Below are 22,550 nucleotides of genomic sequence, written 5' to 3'. Positions count from 1 at the left end.
GTCAAATCCGGGGCGGGGACGGGGACGGCGATGCCGCCCCGCAACCACGATCAGCGCTGCTGGACAGGCGGATGCAGCACTTCCGGCGCGACGGCGTCGCGTGCGACCCCGATGTTCTGGTCCACCGCTGGCAGGGAGTGGGCGATGCCCTTGTGGCAGTCGATGCAGGTCTGACCGGCGGCAAAGCCGGTCTGGTGCATCTTGTTGGAGCGGCGCCCCTGCACTGAGTAATCGAAGTACTCGTAGTTGTGGCAGTTGCGGCACTCCTGCGAGTTGTTCGCGCTCATCCGTCGCCATTCATTCTCGGCCAGACGCAGACGCTCGGCAGCGAACTTCTCCGGCGTGCTGATGGTGCCCATGACCTTGCCGTAGAGCTCGCGCGAAGCCTGGATCTTGCGGATCATCTTCGGCCCCCACTCCTTGGGCACATGGCAGTCCGGACAGGTGGCACGCACGCCGGTGCGGTTCTGGTAGTGGATGGTGTTGCGGTACTCCTTGAAGACGTTCTCCTCCATCTCGTGGCAGGAAATGCAGAACTTCTCGGTATTGGTCATCTCGAGGGCCCAGTTGAAGCTGCCCCAGAAAACCACGCCTGCGGCAAAGAGCAGCACGATGGCGCCCCAGCCAGCACCGCGGATGCGCTGCATCAGGCTCTTGTTGTTGTCGATCATGACTTTCCCCGTTGTTTTACGCTTCAGCGCATGCCTTCAGCACGTCGAAAACTGTTCGCGACCAGCGGCTTGGCGTCAGTCTGCGGCACATGGCACTGCATGCAGAAATAGCGCCGCGGGGAGATATTGGACAACTCTCCGCCGTCGCGGTCCTTGAAGTGCGTCAAGCTCACCTTGGTCGCTCCATTTTCCCGGTAGCGACTCCAGGCATGACAGTCCATGCACTTGTTGAAGTTGATCGTCACTTCGTAGCCCTCGATCTTGTGCGGGATCAGCGGCGGCTGCTGCACGAAGTCACGCTCGATCGGCGCCTGGTCGGGCATGAGCCTGAAGTTGCCCACCTGCAAGTCATTTTCGGCGACGTCGGCGCCACGAATGCTCTGCACCGCCTGCGCCATCGAAGCGGGTGGCAGCGCTAGCCCGAGGCCCAGTGCGGCGACCATTGCGAGCACCAGATTACGCGTTTGTTTTTTCATGACTCGCTCCTGTTGAATCGGGTCGTAATACGGAAAACATCCTTGCCGCACACATCCACACAGCGTCCGCAGGCGGTGCAGTCGGCATCCAGAATAAGAGGGTGATCCTGCCCCACTGCCTTGAGCGCAGGACGGATGACCTGAGGTTCGGGGCACACGGCGAAGCAGTCCATGCAGTCGTTACACGCGCTGCGCTTGTCGGCCGACACCTTCACCACCGAGGCGCGCCCGAGCAAGGCATAGAACGCGCCTTGTGGACACAGGTGACCGCACCAGCCACGGGGCGCGATCAGGAAGTCGTAGAAGAAGATGCCACCGACGATTCCCCATGCCAGGCCAAACCCGAAGATCAGGCCACGATGGAACATCGACACCGGGTTCACCCACTCCCACGCCAGCGAACCGGTCGCGGTCGCGATCACCAGCACGAAACCAAGCAGCCAGTAGCGCGTGGCCGCAGCCGGCGCCTTGCCGCCCTTGAGCCCGAGACGGCGCCGCAACCAGGCCGCGGCGTCGGTGACGATGTTGACCGGGCACACCCATGAACAGAACAACCGCCCGCCAAACAAGGCGTAGAAGGCGAGCACGATCCCGCCGCCGAGCAAGGCTTCCTTATAGGGCCACTGACCCGCCGCCAGCTGCTGGGCGATGAGAAAGGGATCGGTCAGGGGCAAGATGCCCAGGGTGAGGCTGGACGAGAGGTTGCCCTTCACGATCCACCAACCCAGCCACGGCCCCAGCAGGAAAAGCGCGAGGATTCCCAGCTGCGAGGCACGCCGCAGCAGCAGCCACTTGTGTGCGCGCACCCAGCCCTTGACCTCGACCGCCTCAAGCCCGGGGCGCGCCACCACGCCCCGCATCGCGGCGCCGCGGACGCTGCTGGGCGGCACCTTGCGTGGCACGGACCCGCCTGTCGTGGTCTGCGTGCTCATGGCTTCCACCCCGAGTCGAGACCGCCGGCGGCCGGCCGCGCGGGTACGGGATCAGAGGCCGGCGCGTCGTCGCCAGGCCTGAGGCGGGTGTCGCCATAGGCCTTGTCCTCCATGCCACGCACCGGCAGTTCCACCTGATCACCGATCAAGGACTGTCCCGCCGCATCCTTTTCTTCCCAGCCACGCAGGTAATGCTCGGCCTTCGAGCCCTGCGCGAGCTTGATCGGAAGCACCTTGATCGCCGACTCACCCGGCAGCACGCAGGCTTTTTCGCACTTGCCGCAGCCCGTGCAGTGATCGGAATGCACGGTGGGCAACAGCATGGCGTGACGGTCCGAGCGCGGGTTGTGCATGCGCTCGAGCGTGATCGCCTTGTCGATCACCGGACAGACGCGATAGCACACGTCGCAGCGCAGACCGAGGAAGTTGAGACAGTTCTCCTGATCGATGAGAACCGCAAGCCCCATCCTGGCCTCACCGATGTCGGTGAGCTCACGAACGAGCGCACCGCTCGGACAGGCGACGACACAGGGGATGTCCTCGCACATCTCACAGGGGATGTCGCGCGCCTCGAAATACGGCGTGCCCGTAGCCACGCTGTCGCCCAGCTCAGCGAGCTTGAGGGTGTCGTAGGGACAATCACGCACGCACAGACCACAGCGTATGCAGGCCGCAAGAAATTCGCTTTCGGCCAAGGCACCGGGTGGACGGATGGCGGTGGCCGGCAAGGCCGACGCCTGCTTGGCATACATTCCGGCACCGAGCGCAAGCAAGCCTGCGCCACCGGCCACGCTCGCCGCATCCTTGAGGAAGCGGCGGCGAGGCGGCGGAGCGCTGCTTGCGGTGCGGCGGCTGGATTGCACTTTGTCGTTCATGGTCATCGTGGGCCTGCGCCCGAGGCCGTCCCCCCGGTCGAAGGGCGCAGGGCTCACGTCTCCTGTTGGTTAGGCCTTCATCACCTTGACCGCACACTTCTTGTAGTCGGTCTCTTTCGAGATCGGGCAGGTGGCATCGAGCGTGAGCTTGTTCACCAGGCGGCCCTCGTCGAAGAAGGGCACGAAGATCAGCCCAACGGGCGGCTTGTTGCGCCCACGGGTCTCGAGGCGAGCGACGATCTCACCGCGCCGGGACTGGACCTTGACCGCCATGCCGCGCTGCAGTCCGCGCTTTTGCGCATCATCCGGGTGCATGAAGATCTGCGCCTCCGGGACCGAGCGGTGGAGTTCGGGCACGCGCCGTGTCATCGAGCCAGTGTGCCAATGCTCCAGCACGCGACCGGTGCACAACCACATGTCGAACTCGGCGTCCGGCATCTCGGGCGGATCCTGGTAGGGCAGCGCAAAGATGATCGCCTTGTTGTCCTTGTAACCGTAGAACTTCACCCCTTCGCCGGCCTTGACGTAAGGGTCATAGCCCTCACGGAATCGCCACAGGGTTTCCTTGTTGTCGACCACCGGCCAGCGCAGACCGCGCGCCTTGTGATAGACATCGAAGTCGGCGAGGTCGTGGGCATGGCCGCGACCAAAGGCGGCGTACTCCTCGAACAACCCCTTCTGCAGGTAGTAGCCGAGCTCCTTGGACTCGTCGTTCATGTAACCGGCCCAGGCGTGTGCGTTGGCCTTCTCGACGTCCGCCAAGGGGAACTTGTCCACCTGGCCATTGGCAAAGAGCACGTCGTACAAAGTCTTACCCGCGTATTCCGGCTTCTTGGCGATGAGCTCGGCCGGCCAGACTTCATCAACTTTGAAGCGCTTGGCGAATTCAATGTACTGCCACAGATCGGACTTGGACTCGCCCGGCGCTGCCACCTGCTGGCGCCAGAACTGGGTGCGGCGCTCGGCGTTGCCGAAGGCGCCCTCCTTCTCCATCCACATCGCGCACGGCAGGATCAGGTCGGCCGACAGCGCGGACACGGTCGGATAGACATCCGACACCACGACGAAGGCTTCCGGGTTGCGCCAGCCCGGATAGATCTCGTCGTTGATGTTCGGACCCGCCTGCATGTTGTTGGTGGTCGAGGTCCAGTAGCACTTGATCTTGCCGTCCTTGAGCGCGCGGCTCTGCGCCACGGCGTGGTAGCCGATCTTGGGCGAGATCGTGCCATCGGGCAGCTTCCAGATCTTCTCCGCGAACTGACGGTGCTCGGGATTGGTGACGACCATGTCGGCCGGCAGGCGGTGGGCGAAAGTGCCCACCTCGCGCGCGGTGCCGCAGGCCGAGGGCTGACCCGTCAGTGAGAACGGGCTGTTGCCGGGCTCGGAGATCTTGCCCACCAGCAGGTGGACGTTGTAGATCATGTTGTTCACCCAGGTACCACGGGTGTGCTGGTTGAAGCCCATGGTCCAGAACGAGGTGACCTTGCGCTCCGGGTCGGCGTATTGCTCGGCGAGCTTCAGCAGTCGATCCGCGGGCACGCCCGACAGCTTGGACACCTTGTCGACGGTGTACTCCGACACGAACGCGGCGAAATCGTCGAAGCTGCAGTCACGGGCCGCGGCGGCATTGCCCTTGGGCTTGCCGTCGGCACCCGGATAACCGTTATTGGTGGCTGCGGTTTCGAGCGGGTGGTTGGGGCGCAGGCCGAAGCCGATGTCCCCTTCACCAATCTTGAACTTGACGTTGCGTTCGACGAAGGCCTTATTGACCTTGCCGTTCTGGATGATGTAATTGCAGATGTAGTTGAGGATGGCCAGATCGGTCTGTGGCACGAAGATCATCGGGTTGTCGGCGAGCTCGTAGGAGCGGTGCTCGAAGGTCGACAACACGTGCACCTGACAGCCTTCCTTGGACAGGCGGCGATCGGTGATGCGACTCCACAGGATGGGGTGCATCTCGGCCATGTTCGAACCCCACAGCACGACCGTGTCGGTGTTCTCAATGTCGTCGTAGCAACCCATCGGCTCGTCGATGCCGAATGTGCGCATGAAGCCTGCCACGGCCGATGCCATGCAGTGACGCGCGTTGGGGTCGAGGTTGTTGGTGCGAAAACCCGCCTTCATCAGCTTGGCCGCGGCGTAGCCTTCCCAGATCGTCCACTGGCCAGAGCCGAACATGGCGATCGAATCGACGCCATGGTCCTTGATCGCCGCCTTCCACTTCTGCTCCATGACATCGAAGGCCTGGTTCCACGAGATGGGCGTGAACTCGCCATTCTTGTCGTACTTGCCGTTCTTCATGCGCAGCAGGGGCTGGGTCAGGCGGTCTGAGCCGTACTGGATCTTGGACAGGAAGTAGCCCTTGATGCAGTTCAAACCACGATTGACAGGCGAATCGGGATCGCCCTGGGTCGCCACGATGCGTCCGTTCTGCACCCCGACCAGGACCGAACAGCCGGTGCCGCAGAAGCGACAGGCCGCCTTGTCCCAACGCACCTTGGTAGCGGCGCCGGCGTCGTTACCCTGCGCCTGCGTGACCACCGGAATGCTGATGCCGGCCGTTGCAGCGGCAGCGGCGATCGCATTGTTCTTGATGAATTCGCGTCGATTCAAGCTCATTTCATGCCTCCGTCAATTCGAGACCGTCATCGGTATATTCATAGGCGAGCGTCACCGCCTGCACCTTGGGCGCGAGGTTGACCGCAAGGATGGAGTCGGTAACCGACCATCCGTCGCCATCTTCCACCGTGACCACGATGCGGCCGCTCTCGTCCGTGGAGCCGTGAATCTCGACTCCAGGGATACGCGCCAGCGCTTGCTTGATTTCCGGGAAGTCCGCGGGCAGGGCCCGCAGCACCAGGCTTGCAATCTTCATTGCTCGTTCTCCAACTGGATGTCGATTTGCGCCTTCACCACAATCGCCCGTGTCGGGCAGGGCGCGAAACAGGCGCCGCAACCGGTACAGGCGGCAGCATCGAGTTGCGGCTGCGCCACCTTGCCCAAGCGCGGGCGAAAGCGGATCGCACCTGCGGGGCAGTTCTCACCGCAGATGCGGCACTCCACGCCTGCCTCGGCCAGGCAGGCCTCACCGATCGACGCTCGCAGCGCCCACGGCGGCGCCAACTCAGCCTCGCGCGCCAGGGCGTGCGGCTCGCAGCGCGCCACGCATTGAGCGCAGAAGGTGCATTCACCACGGGAGAAATCAACACTGGGAAAGCCGCCATCGGCACGCACCAGGATGGTGGCAGGACACACCTCGATGCAGGCATCGCAGCGCGTGCAGGCCGCAATGAACGCAGCCTCGTCGCGCGCCCAGGGCGGGCGTAACGCGGGCGCCCCCACGCGTGGCCTGCCACGCAGAAAGCTACGACGAAGGGGCAAAACCGATGGCTGAGGCACGTTTGAGCTCACTTTCACTGCGCTCATTGAATCCCACGTCATCAAACGGGACATTGACTTCGATCAAGAACAGGATCCAGCTGGGTGCGCGATTCAAAGGCGTATTGCGCGCCTTGTCCTTCAGGCGCGTGGGTGCTCCACCGCCCACACCGCCGCCTCCACCCGCGAGCGCAGCTTGAGCTTGCGCAATATGTGCTTCACATGAACCTTGACTGTCCCTTCGGCGATGCCAAACTCGCGCCCGATCATCTTGTTCGACAGGCCCGCGGAGATCTTTTCCAGGATGCGCACTTCCTGCTCGGTCAGGCCGGCGCTGACGTAGGACTGCGGTCGCAGCTCGTCACGCAGCGCCGCCGCCAGCAAGTGGCTGAGCTGGGGCGGGATGACGACCTGGCCGGCCGCCACCTTGATGAGGGCAGCCACCATCTCCTCCGGCTCCATGTCCTTGAGCAGATAGCCATCAGCGCCACCACGCAGCGCCGCGACCACATCCTCGCCCTGATCGGACACGGTGATCATCACCACCCGCGGCTCGCACGGCAGCGAACACAGTTGGCGCAGCACATCCAGCCCGCCCAGGTCACGCATGTTCAGGTCAAGCAAGACCAGATCGGGCTGCAGCTCCCGTGCCATCTCCATGCCCTCGACGCCACCCGCGGCCTCTCCGACCAGGCGAAAACCATTCACCGTCTTCAGCAGCTGGGCCAGCCCCTTGCGAAACAAGGGGTGGTCATCGACGATCAACACCGACTCGGCGTGGGTCTCACTCATGTCCTGCTTTCCTCCCTCTCGAAGAAAATGGGTGCGGCGAGCGCCTGCACCCCACGCGCGGCCATGAAGCTCACACTCACCCGCGTGCCACCCCCGGCGCGGCGCAGCACTTCAATTTCGCCACCAAGACTGCGCGTGCGTTCGCGCATGATCGACAGCCCATGATGGTCGCGGCCCTCGATGCGTTCGAGGTCGACGCCGACGCCATCGTCCTCGACCGTGATCCTGACCTCACCCCTCTGATCGCCACGCAGTGCCACCCGGGCACGGCGCGCCCTGGCGTGACGGAGCATGTTCGACAGCGACTCACGCACGATCTGCAGCACATGAACCTCCTGATTGGGGCTCAGGTTGCAGTCACCCAACTCGAGCTCGAGCTCGATGTCGACGCCGCCACGCTCGCGGTATTCGCTCACCGCGGTGCGCAGCAAGGTGCCCAGGTCACTCGTGAGCTCGAGACGGAAGGACACCAGCAGCTCGCGCAGCTGACGGTAGGCGTCGCTCACACCGCTGCGCAGATCGACCAGGATCGCGTTCGCCTCTTCCATGCGTGCAGGCTCGCTCAAGGCCCGTTGCAGCAGGCTCATCTGGATCTTCATGTAGGACAGTGACTGGGCGAGCGAATCGTGCAGCTCGCGCGCGATGACCGAGCGCTCTTCCTGCAACACCAGCAGTCGCTCCTGTTCGCTGCGGCGTGCGGCACCAAGCGCCATGCCGATATGACGCGACAGCGCCTCGACGAGCTGGCGCTGCCAGTTTTCCAGCACCGCGCCAGCCGGCAAGGCCAGTCGCAGCATGCCGTAATGGTGCTCGCGGTCGCGCAGTGGAAAGCGCAGCAGACGGCCATCGGCCAAGGCCTGCGCGCCGCCCGCGGGAAGCTCGCGACAGAAGGTGCAGGCCGCGTCCCCGGCGATCACGCGATCGGGACACGGACCGATGGTGGAGGCGATAACGGTGGCCACCCCTCCTTGTTGCGGTTCGATACAGGCGAAGCTGCCGTTGAGGCCGGCCACCAGATCGATGTCGCGCAGGGTTGCCTCGTACACCGCGGGTTCGGTCGGCGTCTGGTAGAGGCGGGCGATGGCGTGATAGAGCAACTCCAGCGAACGGTTGCTGCGCTGCAACTCGGCCGTTTTGTCTTCTACACGCTGCTCCAGGGTCTGATAACTGCGAAAGATCTCGCTCGCCATCAGATTGAAGGTTGCGCCCACGCGACCGAGCTCGTCATGGCCGACATGCTTGACCCGTGCCGAATAATCACCCCGTGTGATCGCCCGCGTCGCCGCCAGCAGCCCGCCCAGAGGCTTGAGCAGCGAACGTCGCAACACCAGCAGCGCAGCGACGATGACGATCAGCGTGGCGATGATGGCGGCGGCCAGTACTTCACGCAGGTCCTCGATGCGGCCCTCGGTGTTTCTCTCCAGCACGAACATCAGGGTATCGAGCTGATCGACGAAGCGGTCGACGCGCCCGAGCAGATCCTCCACCTGCTCGGGTGGTGTTTCCAGCTCGGCCCGCATCACCGCCTCGAGCGCCGGCTTCAGGTCCAGGCGCCACGACGACTCGACCCCCCGATAGGTGGCGGAGAACAATCCGCTCGGCTCGCGCTGCACGATACGCTGCAGCTCGGGGTGCACCAGCGCGTGCTCGAAATCCTCGATCGCCGCCTCCACCCGCTGCCTGGACAGCGGGCCACTCAAGGCATCGGCCGCAACCAGGCCAGCCACACGGTAAGTCAGGCGGCGCAGGCTGCCAGCGTGGTTGATCGCGCTCGCACTGCCCTGCACCCCCTCGGCCACCATCACCGACGCACTCATGCCCGCCAGGCTGATCAAGGCCAGGGCGAGCATGGCCAGCGCGACCAGCAACAGGATCGAATGCCTGACGAGCACAAGTGGCATTGCAAGCTTCATACGGCTTCTCCATCGGGTAGCGACTGTGGCCGAAGGCCTACCCCCATATACCTACTGCACGCCCGAACGCGCCAGGACGACAAGTAGAATCAATTGTTTACAAGGACTTACGATATACCACCAATACCCCTTAAGAGGTACTTCCGCGCGCGCGCGAGGACACAGGGTAGTTTGATCCCACCCCCATCCTGTCTAGACTCCGTCCTAGTCCCGACATTCGATCGATGTGGACAGGAGTACGAAATGAAACGAGAAAAAACCACGCCCAGCATCCCCAGCCTCAAACAGATCACCCCCTTCGACCTGCTCGACAACCCCTGTCTGCATCGGCTGGTCGCCGCCTCCCGGTTGGTACGCGCCGATCGTGGCGAAATTCTGATCCAGGCCGATGAAATCTCGAACTGTGTGCACGTGGTACTCGATGGCGAAGTGAAATGCCTGTTGCTGGCGCCCTCGGGCAACGAGAAATTGATTCGCATCGCCGGGCCGGGCGAGATCTTCGGTGAAGAAGCCGCCCTGCTCGGCCGTCCGGCGATGGCAATGGCGCAAGCCTCACGCAACACCCGCCTGCTGCACGTGCCGATTGCCCTGATCCGCGAAGCCATGGCCAGCGTACCCAGCTTTGCCGAGGCCATGACCACGCGGCTGGCGGCTGCCAGCTACGAGATGATGTTGCACATGCAGCTCTGCATCCAGCTCAGCAGCACCCAGCGCGTTGCGCAATACCTCAGCCAGCTTGCCCCCGAGGGCGTGGAGCACGCGGAGATTCACCTCGCCAACGACAAGCAGACCATCGCCGCCCAGCTCAACCTGACACCCGAGACCTTTTCACGCGTGCTATCGCGCTTCGTGCGCGACGGGCTGGTCACGCCGCAAGGCCGTCGCAGCCTCATGCTCGACAACCTGCCGCAGCTGCGACGCGCCGCCGCGCACTAGAACCGCCGCCTCAAGGCACAAGCGGCTCAAGCCCTTCGGCCCTGCCCGGCACCGCCAGCCAGCGACTGAACAGCCGCCACATATCGGGGTCGAAGCGGCGCTCACGGCCGATCCCGGCCAGGGCCTCACGCTGCTCGACCGTGCCGAGGTAGCACCAGTGATCGAACACGTGAAACGCCTCGCGCCCGCTCTCGGCATGGCGCTCCCCCACCACCACCGCCCCCGCCCAGGGCCAGGGCTTGATACGGGTCGAGGCCAATCCGCCCAGCAGGCGGGCATCGTGTTCGGCAGCGCTCTCACGCCGCGCGCAAACCCCGGCGCAGCGCCTGGCGTCGAAAGCCGAACACCCGCCCAGGGTCCCGCCCTCCAGGCCCAGCCGGCGTGGACACAGACGGTACAGAAGTGCGAGCTCACGCAGCAGGTTTTCAACCTCGCGCTGAGTGCGGAACACCCCATACAGCTCACTCCAGTGCCGTGGATCGCTGCCGCTGATCGGCACACGCTCGAGGATGGGCGGGCGGCGGCGATTGCCGACCCAGCGCAGCGCAAAGGCATCGGCGCTGTTCTCGGGCACGCGGTTGAAGGGCGGGCGCAGCGCCTTCACACGCTCGGCCTCGAGCAGCGAGGCGGCGAGCTCGCCCGCAGTCTCGACCCACTCCACGCGCTGCACCTGCGCGCGCAGCTCGGCATCCTTGCCCTTGCGCGCGCCGGCCGCGAAATGCTCCTTGACGCGTGCGCGCAAGCTGGTCGCCCGACCGATATAGAGTGCGCGATCCGTGCGTCCGGGGGGTGGCAGCGCAGGCTCGGCGTGGAAGGAATACACGCCCGGCACATCAGGCACCGCCTCCAGCAGCCCCTCGGCCAAGCCAGGCGCGCGCGCGCTGGGCGCCTTCATCGCGCGCTCGACAGCGCGCACCAGCACCGCAGGCTCGAAGCGCGCCTGCGCCATCTGCACGAATTGCCACAAGGCCTCGGTGTCGCCCATCGCCCGGTGGCGTGCGCTGCACTGCAAGCCATGGCGCTCGATGAGGGCATCGAGTCCGTGCCGATGATGTTCGGGAAAGAGTGCACGCGACAGCTTGACGGTGCACAACACGCTGGCGTCGAAGTCGCGCCCCAGGCGCGCGAACGCCGTCTTGATGAAGCCGAAGTCGAAGCGCGCGTTGTGGGCGACGAAGACGCAGCCCGCCAGCAAGCCCTGGACGCGCTCGAGGAGAGCGTCAAAGCGCGGCGCGCCGGCAACCATGTCGTTGCTGATTCCGGTCACGCGCTGGATCAGTGGCGGAATGGGGATGTCAGGCAGCACCAGACTTTCCCAGCGCTCGACGAGCACGCCATCCTCGACGCGGAGGATGGCAATCTCGGTGATCCGGTCACGCACCGGGTGAGCACCGGTACTCTCGACATCGATGAAGGCCAGCCGCGATGGCAGCCCCCCGCACAGGCCAGCCGGCGAACCCCTGAGCAGGCTCATGCGTTCAGCGCGACAAGGCTCAGTGATTGACGTCGTAGTAATAAGGCTTGACCGGCACGCTGGCTTCTTTCAGGCGTTGCCGCTCCTCGACCACCTGCGGCTTGTCCCACCACAGGGCACGACCTTGCTTTTGCTCGACGCGTTCCTGCGGGTTCTTTTCCATCCATTCACGCATGAACTTGGTGTGCTCGGATTCGTACATCGCCATGGTCAGGTCCTCTAAATGAGCTGAGGATTCTATCAGCACACGCGCTGCACTGCCGCGCTCGGACTGGGTCACCGTGATAGGCTGAGCGCTCGCGGTTTCTCCGCCTTGCTCTCAGCGCCTGCATGAACCTCAAGACTCGCTTCCTGCTGCTCGCCGCCCTGCTCGTGCTGACCGCCTCGGCCACCGCGTGGGCGGTGTTCCAGCGCATTGCCGAGGGCATCATCGAGCAATGGGGCGTGCGCCTGGCAGAGACGCAGGTGCGCTACGACAGCGCACGTCTGCTGCAGCCGGTTGCGCGCGAGGTCGCACTCGCGCGCCAGATGGCGGACTCGTCGGTGCTGCGGCGCTGGGCACGCAAGCCCGACAATGCAAGCAACTTCGCCCAGGCACAGGTGGAGATGGAGAGCTTTCGCGCCAACTTCAAGGATCAAAGCTACTTCGTCGCGCTGCTCGAATCCGGCGCCTATTTCCATAACAACGCCAACCGTGAATTCGTCGATCAGCCACTGCGCTACCACCTCTCCCCGGACCGGCCAGCGGACGCCTGGTTCTACGCCACCATCCGCGACGGGCGTGACTTCCACCTCAACGTCAATCGGGACGCCATGCTTGGGGTCACCAAACTGTGGGTAAACGTGCTGCTCCGCGACGGCGAGCGCGTCCTCGGCGTTGTTGGCACGGGGCTTGAACTCGACAGCTTCATCCGCGATGTCGTCGACGTTTCGCCTTCGGGCATCCGCACCCTCTTTGTCGACCACAGGGGGGCCATCCAGCTTTCCGGCGACCGCGACCTGATCACCTACGCCAGCGCGGCCAGCCCGATCGCCGACAAACAAGGCGTCTACCGCCTGCTCGACCACGAAGAAGACCGCAGCCGGTTGCGAGCCATGCTGACCCAACTGGCGACCAGCGCCAGCCCTCCAACCACGGTTCTGAGCCATTTTTTCAGCGTCGGCGGCAAGCGCCACCTGGCTGGCATCGCCTACCTGGCCGAACTGGGCTGGTTCGAGATCACCTTGCTCGATCTGGACCAGCTGATGCCGGTCAGCCGCCTGAACATCGCGGCCCTGGCCTTTGCCGCCGCCCTGCTGCTCACCCTGGCGATCGTCCACCTCAGCCTTGGCCGCCTGGTCTTTCAACCGATCACCGCGCTCGAGCGCGCGATCCTGAAGATCCGTGACGATGATCCCACGCCGGTGGCGCTGCCTTCCGGAAAGGGTGAGATCGGTAGCCTGATCAAGCACTTCGAGGCCATGGCCGAGGCCGTGAGCACAACCCGGGCCGAACTCGAACAGCGCGTGAGCGAACGCACGGAGGCGCTCAACCGGCTGGCGCGGGTGGACGACCTGACCGGGCTCATCAACCGGCGCGGCATGAGCGAATTGATCACCGAAGAAATCAACCGTGGCGTGCGCCAGAACACGGCATTCGGGATGATCTGGATCGACCTCGACCACTTCAAGGAAATCAATGACCAACTCGGCCATGCGATCGGTGACGAGGCGCTGAAGGCAGTGGCGAAGCTGCTGCGTGCGCAGATCCGCCCCTACGACCGTGCCGCACGCTGGGGCGGCGACGAGTTCCTGGTCATGCTGTGGCCATGCGACCAAAGCACGCTCGCCACCCTTGGCGAGCGCATTCGGGCACAAGCGGAGCAATCACTGCAATTGTCGGATGGGCGCCGGATTACGCTGAGCATCGGCGCCCACCTGGTGCAGCCTGGCGAAACCGAAGAACAGGCGCTGCTGCATGCCGACAAGGCGCTTTACCGCGCCAAGGCCGGCGGGCGCAACCGCATCGAATTCAGCGGCTGAGCACTGGCGCCACGCTCAGCTTGCGCGGTCGTCACCCTTTATGCGCCCAATCCGCACCACCTCCTGCACGCGGCGCACGGCGCGCATCACGCGTGCCAGCTGCATGCGGTCGCGCACCTGCAAAATGAAGTTGAGCGCGGTGTAAGCACCTTGCTCATTGTCCATATGCACGCTCTGGATGTTGCAGTCCTCCTCGGCGATGGCACTCGCCACCCGCGCCAGCACGCCGCGTGCGTTGCGCGTCAGCACGCGGATACCAACGTCGAACTGACGTTCCTCCATGTCCGTTTCCCACTCGACATCCACCCAGCGCCCGCGGTCACCGCGCAGCTTGGCCACGCTGGGGCAGTCGTGGGTGTGGACTTCCAGCCCCTGCCCCTTGCGCAACATACCGATGATCGGATCACCGGGAATCGGATGGCAGCAACGCGCCAGCTGCACCGTGATGCCTTCCGAGCCACGGATGGCAATCGCCCCCGCGGGCTTGGGCTTGACCACGTCCGGTCGCCCCGACTCCATGTCCTGCGCCTGCGCCAGACGGCGCGCGACGATGGCGGGCAGGCGCCGGCCAAGGCCGAGATCGGAGAACACGTCCTTCTTGTAGCGTCCGCCACGGTCGCGCAGGAAACGATCCCAGGCAAAGGTGGAGATCTGCCCCAGGGTGAGGCCGTGCGGACGCAGGGCCTGGTTGAGCAGACGTTCGCCGAGCGCGACGGACTCGTCCTGCTGAGCGTTCTTCATGAAATGACGGATCTGCGAGCGCGCGCGCCCGGTGCGGGCATAGGACAGCCAGGCCGGGTTGGGATTGGCGTGCGCGGCGGTGATGATCTCGACCTGATCGCCATTGCGCAGCTCGGTGCGCAAGGGCATCAGATCGCCATTGATGCGACAGGCGACGCAACGGTTGCCGATGTCGCTGTGCACCGCATAGGCAAAATCGACCGGCGTCGAGCCCTTGGTCATCGAAAAGATCGTGCCCCGGGGCGAAAACACGTACACCTCGCCGGGGAACAGGTCGATCTTCACATGCTCGAGAAACTCGGTGGCCTCGCCCGAAGTCGATTGCAACTCCAGCAAGGACTGCAGCCAGGAGTGCGTCCTTTGCTGCAGCTCGGTGAGGGTCTTCTCGTCTTCCTTGTACAGCCAGTGCGAGGCCACTCCGCTCTCGGCGATGTGGTGCATCTCGCGCGTGCGGATCTGCACCTCGACCGGCATGCCGAAGGGGCCGATCAGGGTCGTGTGCAAGCTCTGGTAGCCGTTCGCCTTGGGGATGGCGATGTAGTCCTTGAACTTGCCCACCACCGGCTTGTACATCGAATGCAGCGCACCCATGGCCAGGTAGCAGGTCGGCACGTCGCGTACGATGACGCGAAAGCCATAGATGTCGAGCACCTGCGAGAAGGACAGGCGCTTCTCGACCATCTTGCGGTAGATGCCGTAGAGATGCTTCTCGCGCCCGCTGACCTCGGCCTCTATGCCCCACTGCGGCAGCCGCTCCTCGATCGCCACGCTGATCTTGCTCACCACCTCGCGCCGGTTGCCGCGGGCGGCACGGATGGCCTTCGCCAGCACCTCGTAGCGCAAGGGGTATTTGTTCGTGAACGAGAGCTCCTGCAGCTCACGAAACAGGTCGTTGAGGCCCAGCCGGTTGGCGATCGGCGCGTAGATCTCAAGGGTCTCGTTGGCAATGCGGCGGCGCTTGGCCGGACGCATGTGGTCCAGCGTACGCATGTTGTGCAGGCGGTCGGCAAGCTTGATGAGGATGACGCGCAAGTCGCTCGCCATCGCCAGCAGCATCTTGCGGAAGTTCTCGGCTTGTGCTTCCTCGTGCGAGCGCGACTCGATCTTGTCGAGCTTGGACAAGCCATCGACGAGCTCGGCCGCCGCCTTGCCGAAGCGCTCGGCGATCTCCCCCTTGCAGATATGCGTGTCCTCCATCACATCATGGAGGAGCGCAGCGATCAGGGCCTGGGTGTCGAGGTGCCAGTCCGCCACCAGCGAGGCCACCGCCACCGGGTGGCTGACATAGGGCTCGCCACTGACGCGGAATTGTCCGGCATGGGCGTCGGCAGAGAAATGATAGGCGGCTTCGACGCGGCCCACGTCCTCGGGCCGCAGATAGGTCTGCAGCTTGGCCTTGAGCGCCTGAAAGTCGAGCGAGAGCACGCTCGACGGCGGCGTGCTGAAGGGTTGCGGAGGGGGGGCTACGTCACTCGATGCCATGTCTCACCCCCCCATGATCCAGCCTCAGGCCTGGCCGCGATTGAGCATCTCGAGGCCGACCTTGCCCGCGGCAATCTCACGCAGCGCAATGACGGTGGGCTTGTCGTTGTCGTTGGGGTCAAGCTCGATCTGCGGCGTGCTGCCGAGCGTCAGCTGGCGCGCACGATAAGTGGCTGCCAGCGTGAGCTGGAAGCGATTCGGAATCCTTTTCAGGCATTCTTCAACGGTGATGCGGGCCATGTTCAGTCCTGTTCCAGAAAGTCGAAATTCTCGGGGTGACGCTGGCGCTGGTTGAGAAAACGCAGCCGCGCGGCACGTACAACCGCAACGAGGTCGTCCAGCGCCGTATTGATTTCGTTGTTGATTATAACGTAGTCAAATTCCGCCACATGACGCATTTCCCCGCCCGCAGCGAGCAGGCGCCGGCTGATCACGTCGTCACTGTCCGTACCGCGCCCGCGCAGGCGGGATTCCAGCTCCTGCATCGACGGCGGCATGATGAACACGCCCACCGCCTCGGGGAAGCTCTTGCGCACCTGCTGCGCACCCTGCCAGTCGATCTCGAGCAAGGTGTCACGACCGGCCGCGATCTGCTCCTTGAGCCAGACCCTGGAGGTGGCGTAATAATTCCCGTGCACCTCGGCCCACTCCAGGAACTCCCCGCGCTCGCGCAGCGCACGAAAGGTGGGCACATCGACAAAATGATACTCACGCCCGTCTTCCTCGCCGGCGCGCGGGGCGCGCGTGGCGTAGGAGATCGACAACTGCACGCGCGCGTCGCGCTGCAACAGGCCGCGCACCAGCGTGGTCTTGCCGGCACCCGAGGGCGCGGTGACGATGAAAAGGGTTCCGGCCATGCGTGTCGCTTCCTTATTCGATGTTCTGCACTTGTTCACGCATCTGCTCGATCAACACCTTCATCTCCATGGCGATGGCGGTGATGTCTGCGGCGGGCGACTTCGATGCCAGGGTGTTGGCCTCGCGGTTGAGTTCCTGCATCAGGAAGTCCAGCCGCTTGCCGGCGGCGCCGGGGGCCAGAAGGATACGCTCGACCTCGTCCAGGTGGGTGCTCAGCCGTGTCAGCTCCTCGGCCACATCGATGCGCTGCGCGTAGAGCGCGACCTCCTGGCGGATGCGGTCCTCGTCCAGGCTGGCCATGACATCGCGCAGCTTGGCACTGAGGCGCTCCTGGTAGGCGCTGACGATGGCCGGCATGCGCGGCACGGCCACCGCGACCAGCTCACGCATGCGCGCAACGCGCTCGCGAATGGCATCGGCGAGCTTTTCACCTTCGCGCCGGCGTGTGGCGATGAGCTCGGCCAGCGCCGCCTCGGCGAGCGTGACGATGTGCGGCAGCATTTCGTCGAAGCCGAGGCTGTCGTCGGCGAGCATGCCGGGCCAGCGCAACAACTCATTGACCGACAGCGGCGCCGCCTCCGGAAAGCGCGCACGCACGCCGGCCTGAGCCTGGGCGATCTGGTCGGCAAGCGCGGCGTTCAGCGCCAGACTGCGCGGCGCGCCCTGGCCGGTCTGCAGATTCAGGCGACATTCGACCTTGCCGCGCCCCAGCTTGGCGCTGATGCGTTCGCGAATCGCCGGTTCAGCCTGGCGCAGGTCGTCGACGATGCGAAAGCCAAGGTCGAGGTAGCGTGAATTCACGCTACGCAGTTCAAGGTGCAGGCTAAGGCCACCCAGGTCGCGGGTTTGCACCGCGAAGCCTGTCATGCTCTGAATCATCAAGGGGTCTCCGGGAACCCGGCGCGATCGATTACACTGCGGGTCCCACTCAGGATTGAGGCTGGGAAAGTCTGGATTCTAGCGCCCACGAAGATGCCTCCTCAAGCCAACTGCGCGCTGCCCGCAGGTTTCCAGCTCGATCAGTACCGCATCGTCCGTCAGTTATCACTGGGCGGCTTCTCCATCGTGTACCTCGCAGAAGACGAACTCGGCACCCAGGTGGCGATCAAGGAATACCTGCCGAACTCGCTCGCCCTGCGCAAGGAAGGCGAAACCGAGCCGCAGGTATCGGAAGAGCACCTCCCCGCCTTCCGCTACGGCATGAAGTGCTTCTTCGAGGAAGGGCGCGCGCTGGCCAAGCTCATGCACCCCAACGTGGTGCGCGTGCTCAACTTCTTTCGCAGCAACGGCACCGTGTACATGGTGATGCAGTTCGAGCGCGGCCGCACCCTCCACGACATGATCCAGAAACACCGCGGCACGCTGAAGGAGTCCTTCATCCGTGCGGTGTTCGTGCGCATGCTCAACGGGCTGCGCGAGGTGCACGCGCACAAGTTGCTCCATCTCGACATCAAGCCCTCCAACATCTACCTGCGCGCCGATGGCACGCCGGTGCTGCTCGACTTCGGCGCCTCACGCCAGACCTTGATGGTCGAGCAGCCCATCCTGAAACCGATGTACACCCCCGGCTTCGCCTCGCCCGAACAATATGAGCGCCGCGACCAGCTCGGACCGTGGAGCGACATCTACAGCGTCGGTGCCAGCCTGTACTCCTGCGTCGTCGGCTCCACGCCGCTGCGTGCGGACGAGCGCATGAAGGACGACACCCTGCAGCGGGTCAGCGAGACCCATGCCGAGCGCTACAGCACACAGCTGCTGGGCCTGGTGGACTGGTGCCTGCAGCTCGACCCGCTCGCGCGCCCGCAGAGCGTGTATGCACTGCAAAAAGCGCTGGCGCAGCAGACTCCAGCCACGGCCACGGCTACGACCACCACAGCCGCCACGCCGCACCCCCCATGGTTCACCGATCTCGGCAGTCGGCTCAAGGCCTTCATCGGCCGCAGTTGAAGGAGAGTAGCATGCGATTCACGATCTACCAGGAGAGCCGCATCGGCAAGCGCCAGTCCAACCAGGACCGCATCGCCTACTGCTATTCCCGCGACGCGCTGCTGATGCTCGTCGCCGACGGCATGGGCGGCCACCAGCACGGCGAGCTCGCCGCCCATATCGCCGCGCAGTACATCACCCACACCTTCCAGCGCGACGCCAAGCCCTCGCTGTCGGACCCGACGCTGTTCCTGTCGCGTGCCCTCACCGGCGCCCATCACGCCATTCTGGACGACACCCTCAGCCGCGGCCTGAACGAAGCGCCGCGCACCACCATCGTCGCCTGCGTGGTGCAGGGCGGCAACGCATGGTGGGCGCATGCGGGCGACTCACGCCTGTATCTGCTGCGCCACAAACACATCGAGGCGCTGTCACGCGACCATTCGCGCGTGCAACTGCTGATCGAGCAAGGCGTCATCCGCCCAGCCGACGCCGCCAACCACCCCGGGCGCAACCGCATCTACTCCTGCCTGGGGGGCACGCACTCGCCGCAGATCGACTACTCCCCGCCGTGCAAGCTGCAGGACGGAGACGTGATCGCGCTGTGCAGCGATGGCGTATGGGGCGCGCTCGACGACGACGACCTGTGCACCGCGCTCAGCACCGCGCCACCCGGCCAGTCCGTCCCGCAGCTGCTGGACGAGGCCGAACGCCACGCCGGCGACAGCGCCGACAACCTGTCGCTGGTGGCCATGTGCTGGCATGCGGACGCCAGCGTCGCACAGCCCGACTCCATCTCCACACAGACCATGGCGCTCGACGACTTCGCCACCGAAATGGATCTTTCCAGTCGCGGCACAGCTGCCGTCGACCTCGACGAAGACGAAATCGAACGCGCGATCCGTGAGATCAACGCCGCCATCCACAAATTCGACAGACGATAGGAATCCCCCATGCGAGCCAGCCAACGCAACGCCAATGAACTCCGCAGCATCCGCCTCAGCCGCGGCTTCACCTGCCACGCCGAAGGCTCGGTGCTGGTCGAATTCGGCGCCACCCGCGTGCTGTGCACCGCCAGCGTGGAAGACAAGGTGCCCCCGTTCCTGCGCGGCAAGGGTGAGGGCTGGGTCACCGCCGAATACGGCATGCTGCCGCGCGCCACTCACACCCGCAGCGCACGCGAAGCGGCCAAGGGCAAGCAAAGCGGCCGCACGCAGGAGATTCAGCGCCTGATCGGGCGCAGCCTGCGCGCGGTGGTCGACCTCAGCGCCCTGGGCGAACGCCAGATCACCATCGACTGCGACGTGCTGCAGGCCGACGGCGGCACGCGCACCGCGGCCATCACCGGCGCCTGCGTGGCGCTGCACGACGCGCTGAGCGGCCTGGTGCGCAGCGGCCAGCTGGCGCACAACCCGATGCGCGAATTCGTCGCCGCGGTCTCGGTCGGCATCCACGACGGCACGCCCATACTCGACCTCGACTACGCCGAAGATTCCAGCTGCGACACCGACATGAACGTGGTCATGACCGAAGGTGGCGGCATGATCGAAGTACAGGGCACGGCCGAAGGCAAGGCCTTCTCGCGCACCGAGCTCAACGCCCTGATTGACCTCGCCGAAGCCGGCATTGCCCGCCTCATCGAGCTGCAGCGCGCCGCCGTCAACGGAGACTGAGCCATGACGACCCGACTGGTGCTGGCGAGCAACAATGCCAAGAAAGCCGCTGAGCTGCACGCCATGCTCGCGCCGCTGGACATCGAGATCATCGCCCAGGCCGAGCTGGGCGTGAGCGAGGCCGAAGAGCCCCACCTCACCTTCGTCGAAAACGCCCTCGCCAAGGCCCGCCACGCCGCCGCGGCGACCGGCCTGCCGGCAATCGCCGACGACTCCGGCCTGTGCGTCGACGCGCTGGGCGGTGCGCCGGGGGTGCAATCGGCCCGCTTCGGCGGCGAACCCAAGTCCGACGCGCGCAACAACGCCCGTCTGCTCGAAGCACTGGCCGGCTTCCCCGATCCCGAGCAGCGTCGCGCCTACTTCTGCTCGGTGCTGGTGCTGGTGCGCCATGCCGAAGACCCGCTGCCGCTCATCGCCGATGGCCAATGGCACGGCGAGATCCTGCTCGCAGCCCGCGGCGAAGGCGGCTTTGGCTACGACCCGCTGTTCTGGGTGCCGGAGCTGGAGCAGACCGCCGCCGAACTGGACGCCAAGCTGAAGAACACCCTCAGCCACCGCGCCGCCGCGATGCGCCACCTGCTCGCGCGCCTGCAGTCGCAGCCCTTGTAAGCGGAGCGTCGTTCGTGAGCACCCGCCGCATCATCCCGCTCGTGCCGGTTGCGCCCATGGCGCCTGCTGTGCGCGCCCAGCCCTTGCCTGAGCGCGCGCAACTTGAAACGCCGCCGCCGCTGGCGCTGTACGTGCATTTTCCGTGGTGCGTGCGCAAATGCCCCTACTGCGACTTCAACTCGCACACGCCGCGCGACCAAGGCATCCCCGAGCAAGCCTGGCTGGACGCCGTCCTCGCCGACCTGCAGCACGCCCTGCCGCAAGTGTGGGGGCGACGGGTGCACAGCGTGTTCATCGGCGGCGGTACCCCTAGCCTGATGTCGGCACGCACGCTCGATGCGCTGCTTACCGGCATCCGCATGCTGCTGCCGCTCGACCCTCTCGCCGAAATCACCCTCGAAGCCAACCCCGGCACGGTCGAAGCCGAGCGCTTCCACGACTACCGCGCCACCGGCCTCAACCGCATCTCGCTCGGCATCCAGAGCTTTGACGACGCCATGCTCGCCCGCATCGGCCGCATCCACGGCGGCGACGAGGCACGCCGCGCCATCGACGCCGCCCTCACGCACTTCGAGCGCGTCAATCTCGACCTGATGTACGCCTTGCCCGGGCAGTCGCTGGCAATGGCGCTCGCCGACGTGGACACCGCCGTCGCCTTCGGCACCGAACACCTGTCCTGCTACCACCTCACCCTCGAGCCCAACACCCCCTTCGCCCACAGTCCGCCCGTGCTGCCCGACGACGACACCGCGGCCGACATGCAGGAAGCAATCGAAGCACGACTGGCAAGCGCCGGCTTCGAGCACTACGAAACCTCCGCCTTCGCCCGCCCACATGGGCAGAGCCGCCACAACCTCAATTACTGGACCTTTGGCGACTACCTCGGCATCGGCCCCGGCGCGCACGGCAAGCTCTCCAGCCACGAAGGCATCCGCCGCGAGATGCGTCACAAACACCCGGCGCGCTATCTGGAAGGCGCGACGCGCGGCGACTTCATTCAGGAGGCACGCGAGGTGGACGTCGCGGATTTGCCCTTCGAATTCATGATGAACGCCCTGCGGCTGAATGCCGGCGTACCGGCCAGGCTGTTCGCCGAGCGCACCGGTGTGCCGCTGGCGGCGATCTCGACGCAACTGCAGACGGCGCAGGAACGAGGGCTGCTGGCGCCCTTTAACGAGCGCATTCGGCCGAGCGCGCGGGGGCGGCGCTTTCTCAACGATTTGCTGCAGGTGTTTCTGCGGGATTGAGGGCGGCTGGGCGGGGATGGTGTTGCGATAGCGTCTAGCCGAGGCGCTGGCTGAGTGCGTCTGGAATATGCCGAGTCGGCTTCCGGCGAATGCCCACGGCGGAGGGATCGCCAATGTGGTGACGTGTGGCTCTGCAGTTGGCTGGCGGCTTGCGACCCACACCTGCCGTTGACTTCTCCGGGTTTCGGTCGGCGGGTAACGGGACTGAGCAGCCGTCCCCTAAGCACCCAACGATAGCGCCTTGGCGGGAGTGGTCGTTCGGGCCGACGAGATGAATCGCGAGCTATCAGCCACGTTCTGCAGCCTTGTCTAGCACCTCCAGGCGCACATACGCGCAGATGGCGCAATGGCGAGATCCTGCCCCCTACCCGAGTCGATTCTTACCAGCGTCGGATGAAGGGAAATTCCTCGGAGGGCGCGAATTACGCCCTCCGAACTGCGCACCGCTGAGGACGCTCAACCGTAAGCGCTCCACGAACCCCATCCTTACATAGCCGCGGGTGAGGCGGCATGCTCAGGCTTCCGTTTCTCAGGGAGCACGAACA

22 protein-coding genes are annotated in these 22,550 nt (G+C 65.0%); 7 read left to right on the top strand and 15 right to left on the bottom strand.

The features are described 5' to 3' along the window. Positions 1-50 precede the first annotated feature (50 nt). The 9 genes from M622_RS32395 to M622_RS32350 form a co-directional block, all read right to left on the bottom strand. Positions 51-671, bottom strand: a complete 621-nt coding sequence (locus M622_RS32395; RefSeq protein ID WP_021249834.1) for a NapC/NirT family cytochrome c — start codon at positions 669-671, stop codon at positions 51-53. A gap of 23 nt (positions 672-694) precedes the next feature. Continuing rightward, positions 695-1,147: a nitrate reductase cytochrome c-type subunit gene (locus M622_RS32390; protein ID WP_021249833.1), complete on the bottom strand. Its 453-nt coding sequence runs from the start codon at positions 1,145-1,147 to the stop codon at positions 695-697. Then, complete coding sequence (gene napH / locus M622_RS32385; RefSeq protein WP_021249832.1) at positions 1,144-2,079, bottom strand: quinol dehydrogenase ferredoxin subunit NapH; 936 nt, start codon at positions 2,077-2,079, stop codon at positions 1,144-1,146. The genes M622_RS32390 and napH overlap by 4 nt, the downstream gene beginning before the upstream one ends. Then, positions 2,076-2,954: a ferredoxin-type protein NapG gene (gene napG / locus M622_RS32380; RefSeq protein WP_031347045.1), complete on the bottom strand. Its 879-nt coding sequence runs from the start codon at positions 2,952-2,954 to the stop codon at positions 2,076-2,078. The genes napH and napG overlap by 4 nt, the downstream gene beginning before the upstream one ends. A 69-nt stretch (positions 2,955-3,023) precedes the next feature. Then, on the bottom strand, positions 3,024-5,573 hold the full coding sequence (gene napA, locus M622_RS32375) for a nitrate reductase catalytic subunit NapA (protein ID WP_021249830.1): 2,550 nt from the start codon (positions 5,571-5,573) through the stop codon (positions 3,024-3,026). Position 5,574: 1 nt separating this feature from the next. After that, positions 5,575-5,829: a chaperone NapD gene (locus M622_RS32370; protein ID WP_021249829.1), complete on the bottom strand. Its 255-nt coding sequence runs from the start codon at positions 5,827-5,829 to the stop codon at positions 5,575-5,577. Next, entirely contained in the window at positions 5,826-6,380 is a 555-nt protein-coding gene (gene napF, locus M622_RS32365) for a ferredoxin-type protein NapF (RefSeq protein WP_084520747.1), read from the bottom strand. The genes M622_RS32370 and napF overlap by 4 nt, the downstream gene beginning before the upstream one ends. 93 nt (positions 6,381-6,473) lie before the next feature. Next, positions 6,474-7,124 carry a two-component system response regulator NarL gene (gene narL / locus M622_RS32355; protein ID WP_021249826.1) on the bottom strand — a complete coding sequence of 217 codons (651 nt, stop codon included), beginning with the start codon at positions 7,122-7,124 and terminating at the stop codon, positions 6,474-6,476. After that, positions 7,121-9,037 carry an ATP-binding protein gene (locus tag M622_RS32350; RefSeq protein ID WP_021249825.1) on the bottom strand — a complete coding sequence of 639 codons (1,917 nt, stop codon included), beginning with the start codon at positions 9,035-9,037 and terminating at the stop codon, positions 7,121-7,123. Before M622_RS32350 ends, narL begins: the two co-directional genes overlap by 4 nt. Before the next feature lie 243 nt (positions 9,038-9,280). On the opposite strand from M622_RS32350, the gene M622_RS32345 reads away from it, so the two are divergent. Beyond that, positions 9,281-9,973 carry a Crp/Fnr family transcriptional regulator gene (locus tag M622_RS32345; protein WP_021249824.1) on the top strand — a complete coding sequence of 231 codons (693 nt, stop codon included), beginning with the start codon at positions 9,281-9,283 and terminating at the stop codon, positions 9,971-9,973. A 10-nt stretch (positions 9,974-9,983) separates the two neighbouring features. Here the strand turns inward: M622_RS32345 and M622_RS32340 are convergent, their stop codons facing one another. Then, positions 9,984-11,447 (bottom strand): exonuclease domain-containing protein, encoded by a 1,464-nt coding sequence (locus M622_RS32340; protein ID WP_021249823.1) that lies wholly within the window; start codon positions 11,445-11,447, stop codon positions 9,984-9,986. 19 nt (positions 11,448-11,466) lie between these two features. Continuing rightward, positions 11,467-11,655 carry a DUF3460 family protein gene (locus M622_RS32335; RefSeq protein WP_021249822.1) on the bottom strand — a complete coding sequence of 63 codons (189 nt, stop codon included), beginning with the start codon at positions 11,653-11,655 and terminating at the stop codon, positions 11,467-11,469. A gap of 122 nt (positions 11,656-11,777) precedes the next feature. On the opposite strand from M622_RS32335, the gene M622_RS32330 reads away from it, so the two are divergent. Beyond that, positions 11,778-13,469 carry a GGDEF domain-containing protein gene (locus M622_RS32330; RefSeq protein ID WP_021249821.1) on the top strand — a complete coding sequence of 564 codons (1,692 nt, stop codon included), beginning with the start codon at positions 11,778-11,780 and terminating at the stop codon, positions 13,467-13,469. Positions 13,470-13,484: 15 nt separating this feature from the next. On the opposite strand, the gene M622_RS32325 is transcribed toward M622_RS32330, so the two are convergent. Genes M622_RS32325 through M622_RS32310 form a run of 4 tightly spaced genes read right to left on the bottom strand, consistent with a single transcriptional unit; the run spans position 13,485 to position 17,429 of the window. Continuing rightward, entirely contained in the window at positions 13,485-15,692 is a 2,208-nt protein-coding gene (locus M622_RS32325) for a RelA/SpoT family protein (RefSeq protein ID WP_031347042.1), read from the bottom strand. 24 nt (positions 15,693-15,716) lie between these two features. Further along, positions 15,717-15,932, bottom strand: coding sequence for a DNA-directed RNA polymerase subunit omega (rpoZ, locus tag M622_RS32320; protein WP_021249819.1), 216 nt, complete (start codon positions 15,930-15,932; stop codon positions 15,717-15,719). A gap of 2 nt (positions 15,933-15,934) precedes the next feature. After that, positions 15,935-16,549, bottom strand: a complete 615-nt coding sequence (gmk, locus tag M622_RS32315) for a guanylate kinase (RefSeq protein ID WP_021249818.1) — start codon at positions 16,547-16,549, stop codon at positions 15,935-15,937. A 13-nt stretch (positions 16,550-16,562) separates the two neighbouring features. Beyond that, positions 16,563-17,429, bottom strand: a complete 867-nt coding sequence (locus M622_RS32310) for a YicC/YloC family endoribonuclease (RefSeq protein ID WP_021249817.1) — start codon at positions 17,427-17,429, stop codon at positions 16,563-16,565. Positions 17,430-17,522: 93 nt separating this feature from the next. Here M622_RS32310 and M622_RS32305 point away from each other — a divergent pair, with 93 nt between their 5' ends. From M622_RS32305 to hemW, 5 genes are read left to right on the top strand one after another with little or no spacing between them, the layout of a single operon-like run. Next, positions 17,523-18,497, top strand: coding sequence for a serine/threonine protein kinase (locus tag M622_RS32305; protein ID WP_021249816.1), 975 nt, complete (start codon positions 17,523-17,525; stop codon positions 18,495-18,497). Positions 18,498-18,508: 11 nt separating this feature from the next. Beyond that, positions 18,509-19,420: a PP2C family protein-serine/threonine phosphatase gene (locus tag M622_RS32300; protein WP_021249815.1), complete on the top strand. Its 912-nt coding sequence runs from the start codon at positions 18,509-18,511 to the stop codon at positions 19,418-19,420. A gap of 9 nt (positions 19,421-19,429) precedes the next feature. Next, a complete protein-coding gene (rph, locus tag M622_RS32295; protein ID WP_021249814.1) occupies positions 19,430-20,149 on the top strand; it encodes a ribonuclease PH in 720 nt (239 codons plus the stop codon). A gap of 3 nt (positions 20,150-20,152) precedes the next feature. Further along, positions 20,153-20,758, top strand: coding sequence for an RdgB/HAM1 family non-canonical purine NTP pyrophosphatase (gene rdgB, locus M622_RS32290; protein WP_021249813.1), 606 nt, complete (start codon positions 20,153-20,155; stop codon positions 20,756-20,758). Positions 20,759-20,772: 14 nt separating this feature from the next. Then, positions 20,773-22,005 (top strand): radical SAM family heme chaperone HemW, encoded by a 1,233-nt coding sequence (gene hemW / locus M622_RS32285; RefSeq protein WP_021249812.1) that lies wholly within the window; start codon positions 20,773-20,775, stop codon positions 22,003-22,005. Positions 22,006-22,550: the final 545 nt, after the last annotated feature.

The sequence above is a fragment of the Thauera terpenica 58Eu genome (genome assembly GCF_000443165.1).
In the GTDB taxonomy this organism is placed as follows: domain Bacteria; phylum Pseudomonadota; class Gammaproteobacteria; order Burkholderiales; family Rhodocyclaceae; genus Thauera; species Thauera terpenica.
This window is presented reverse-complemented; position numbering and strand designations above follow the sequence as displayed.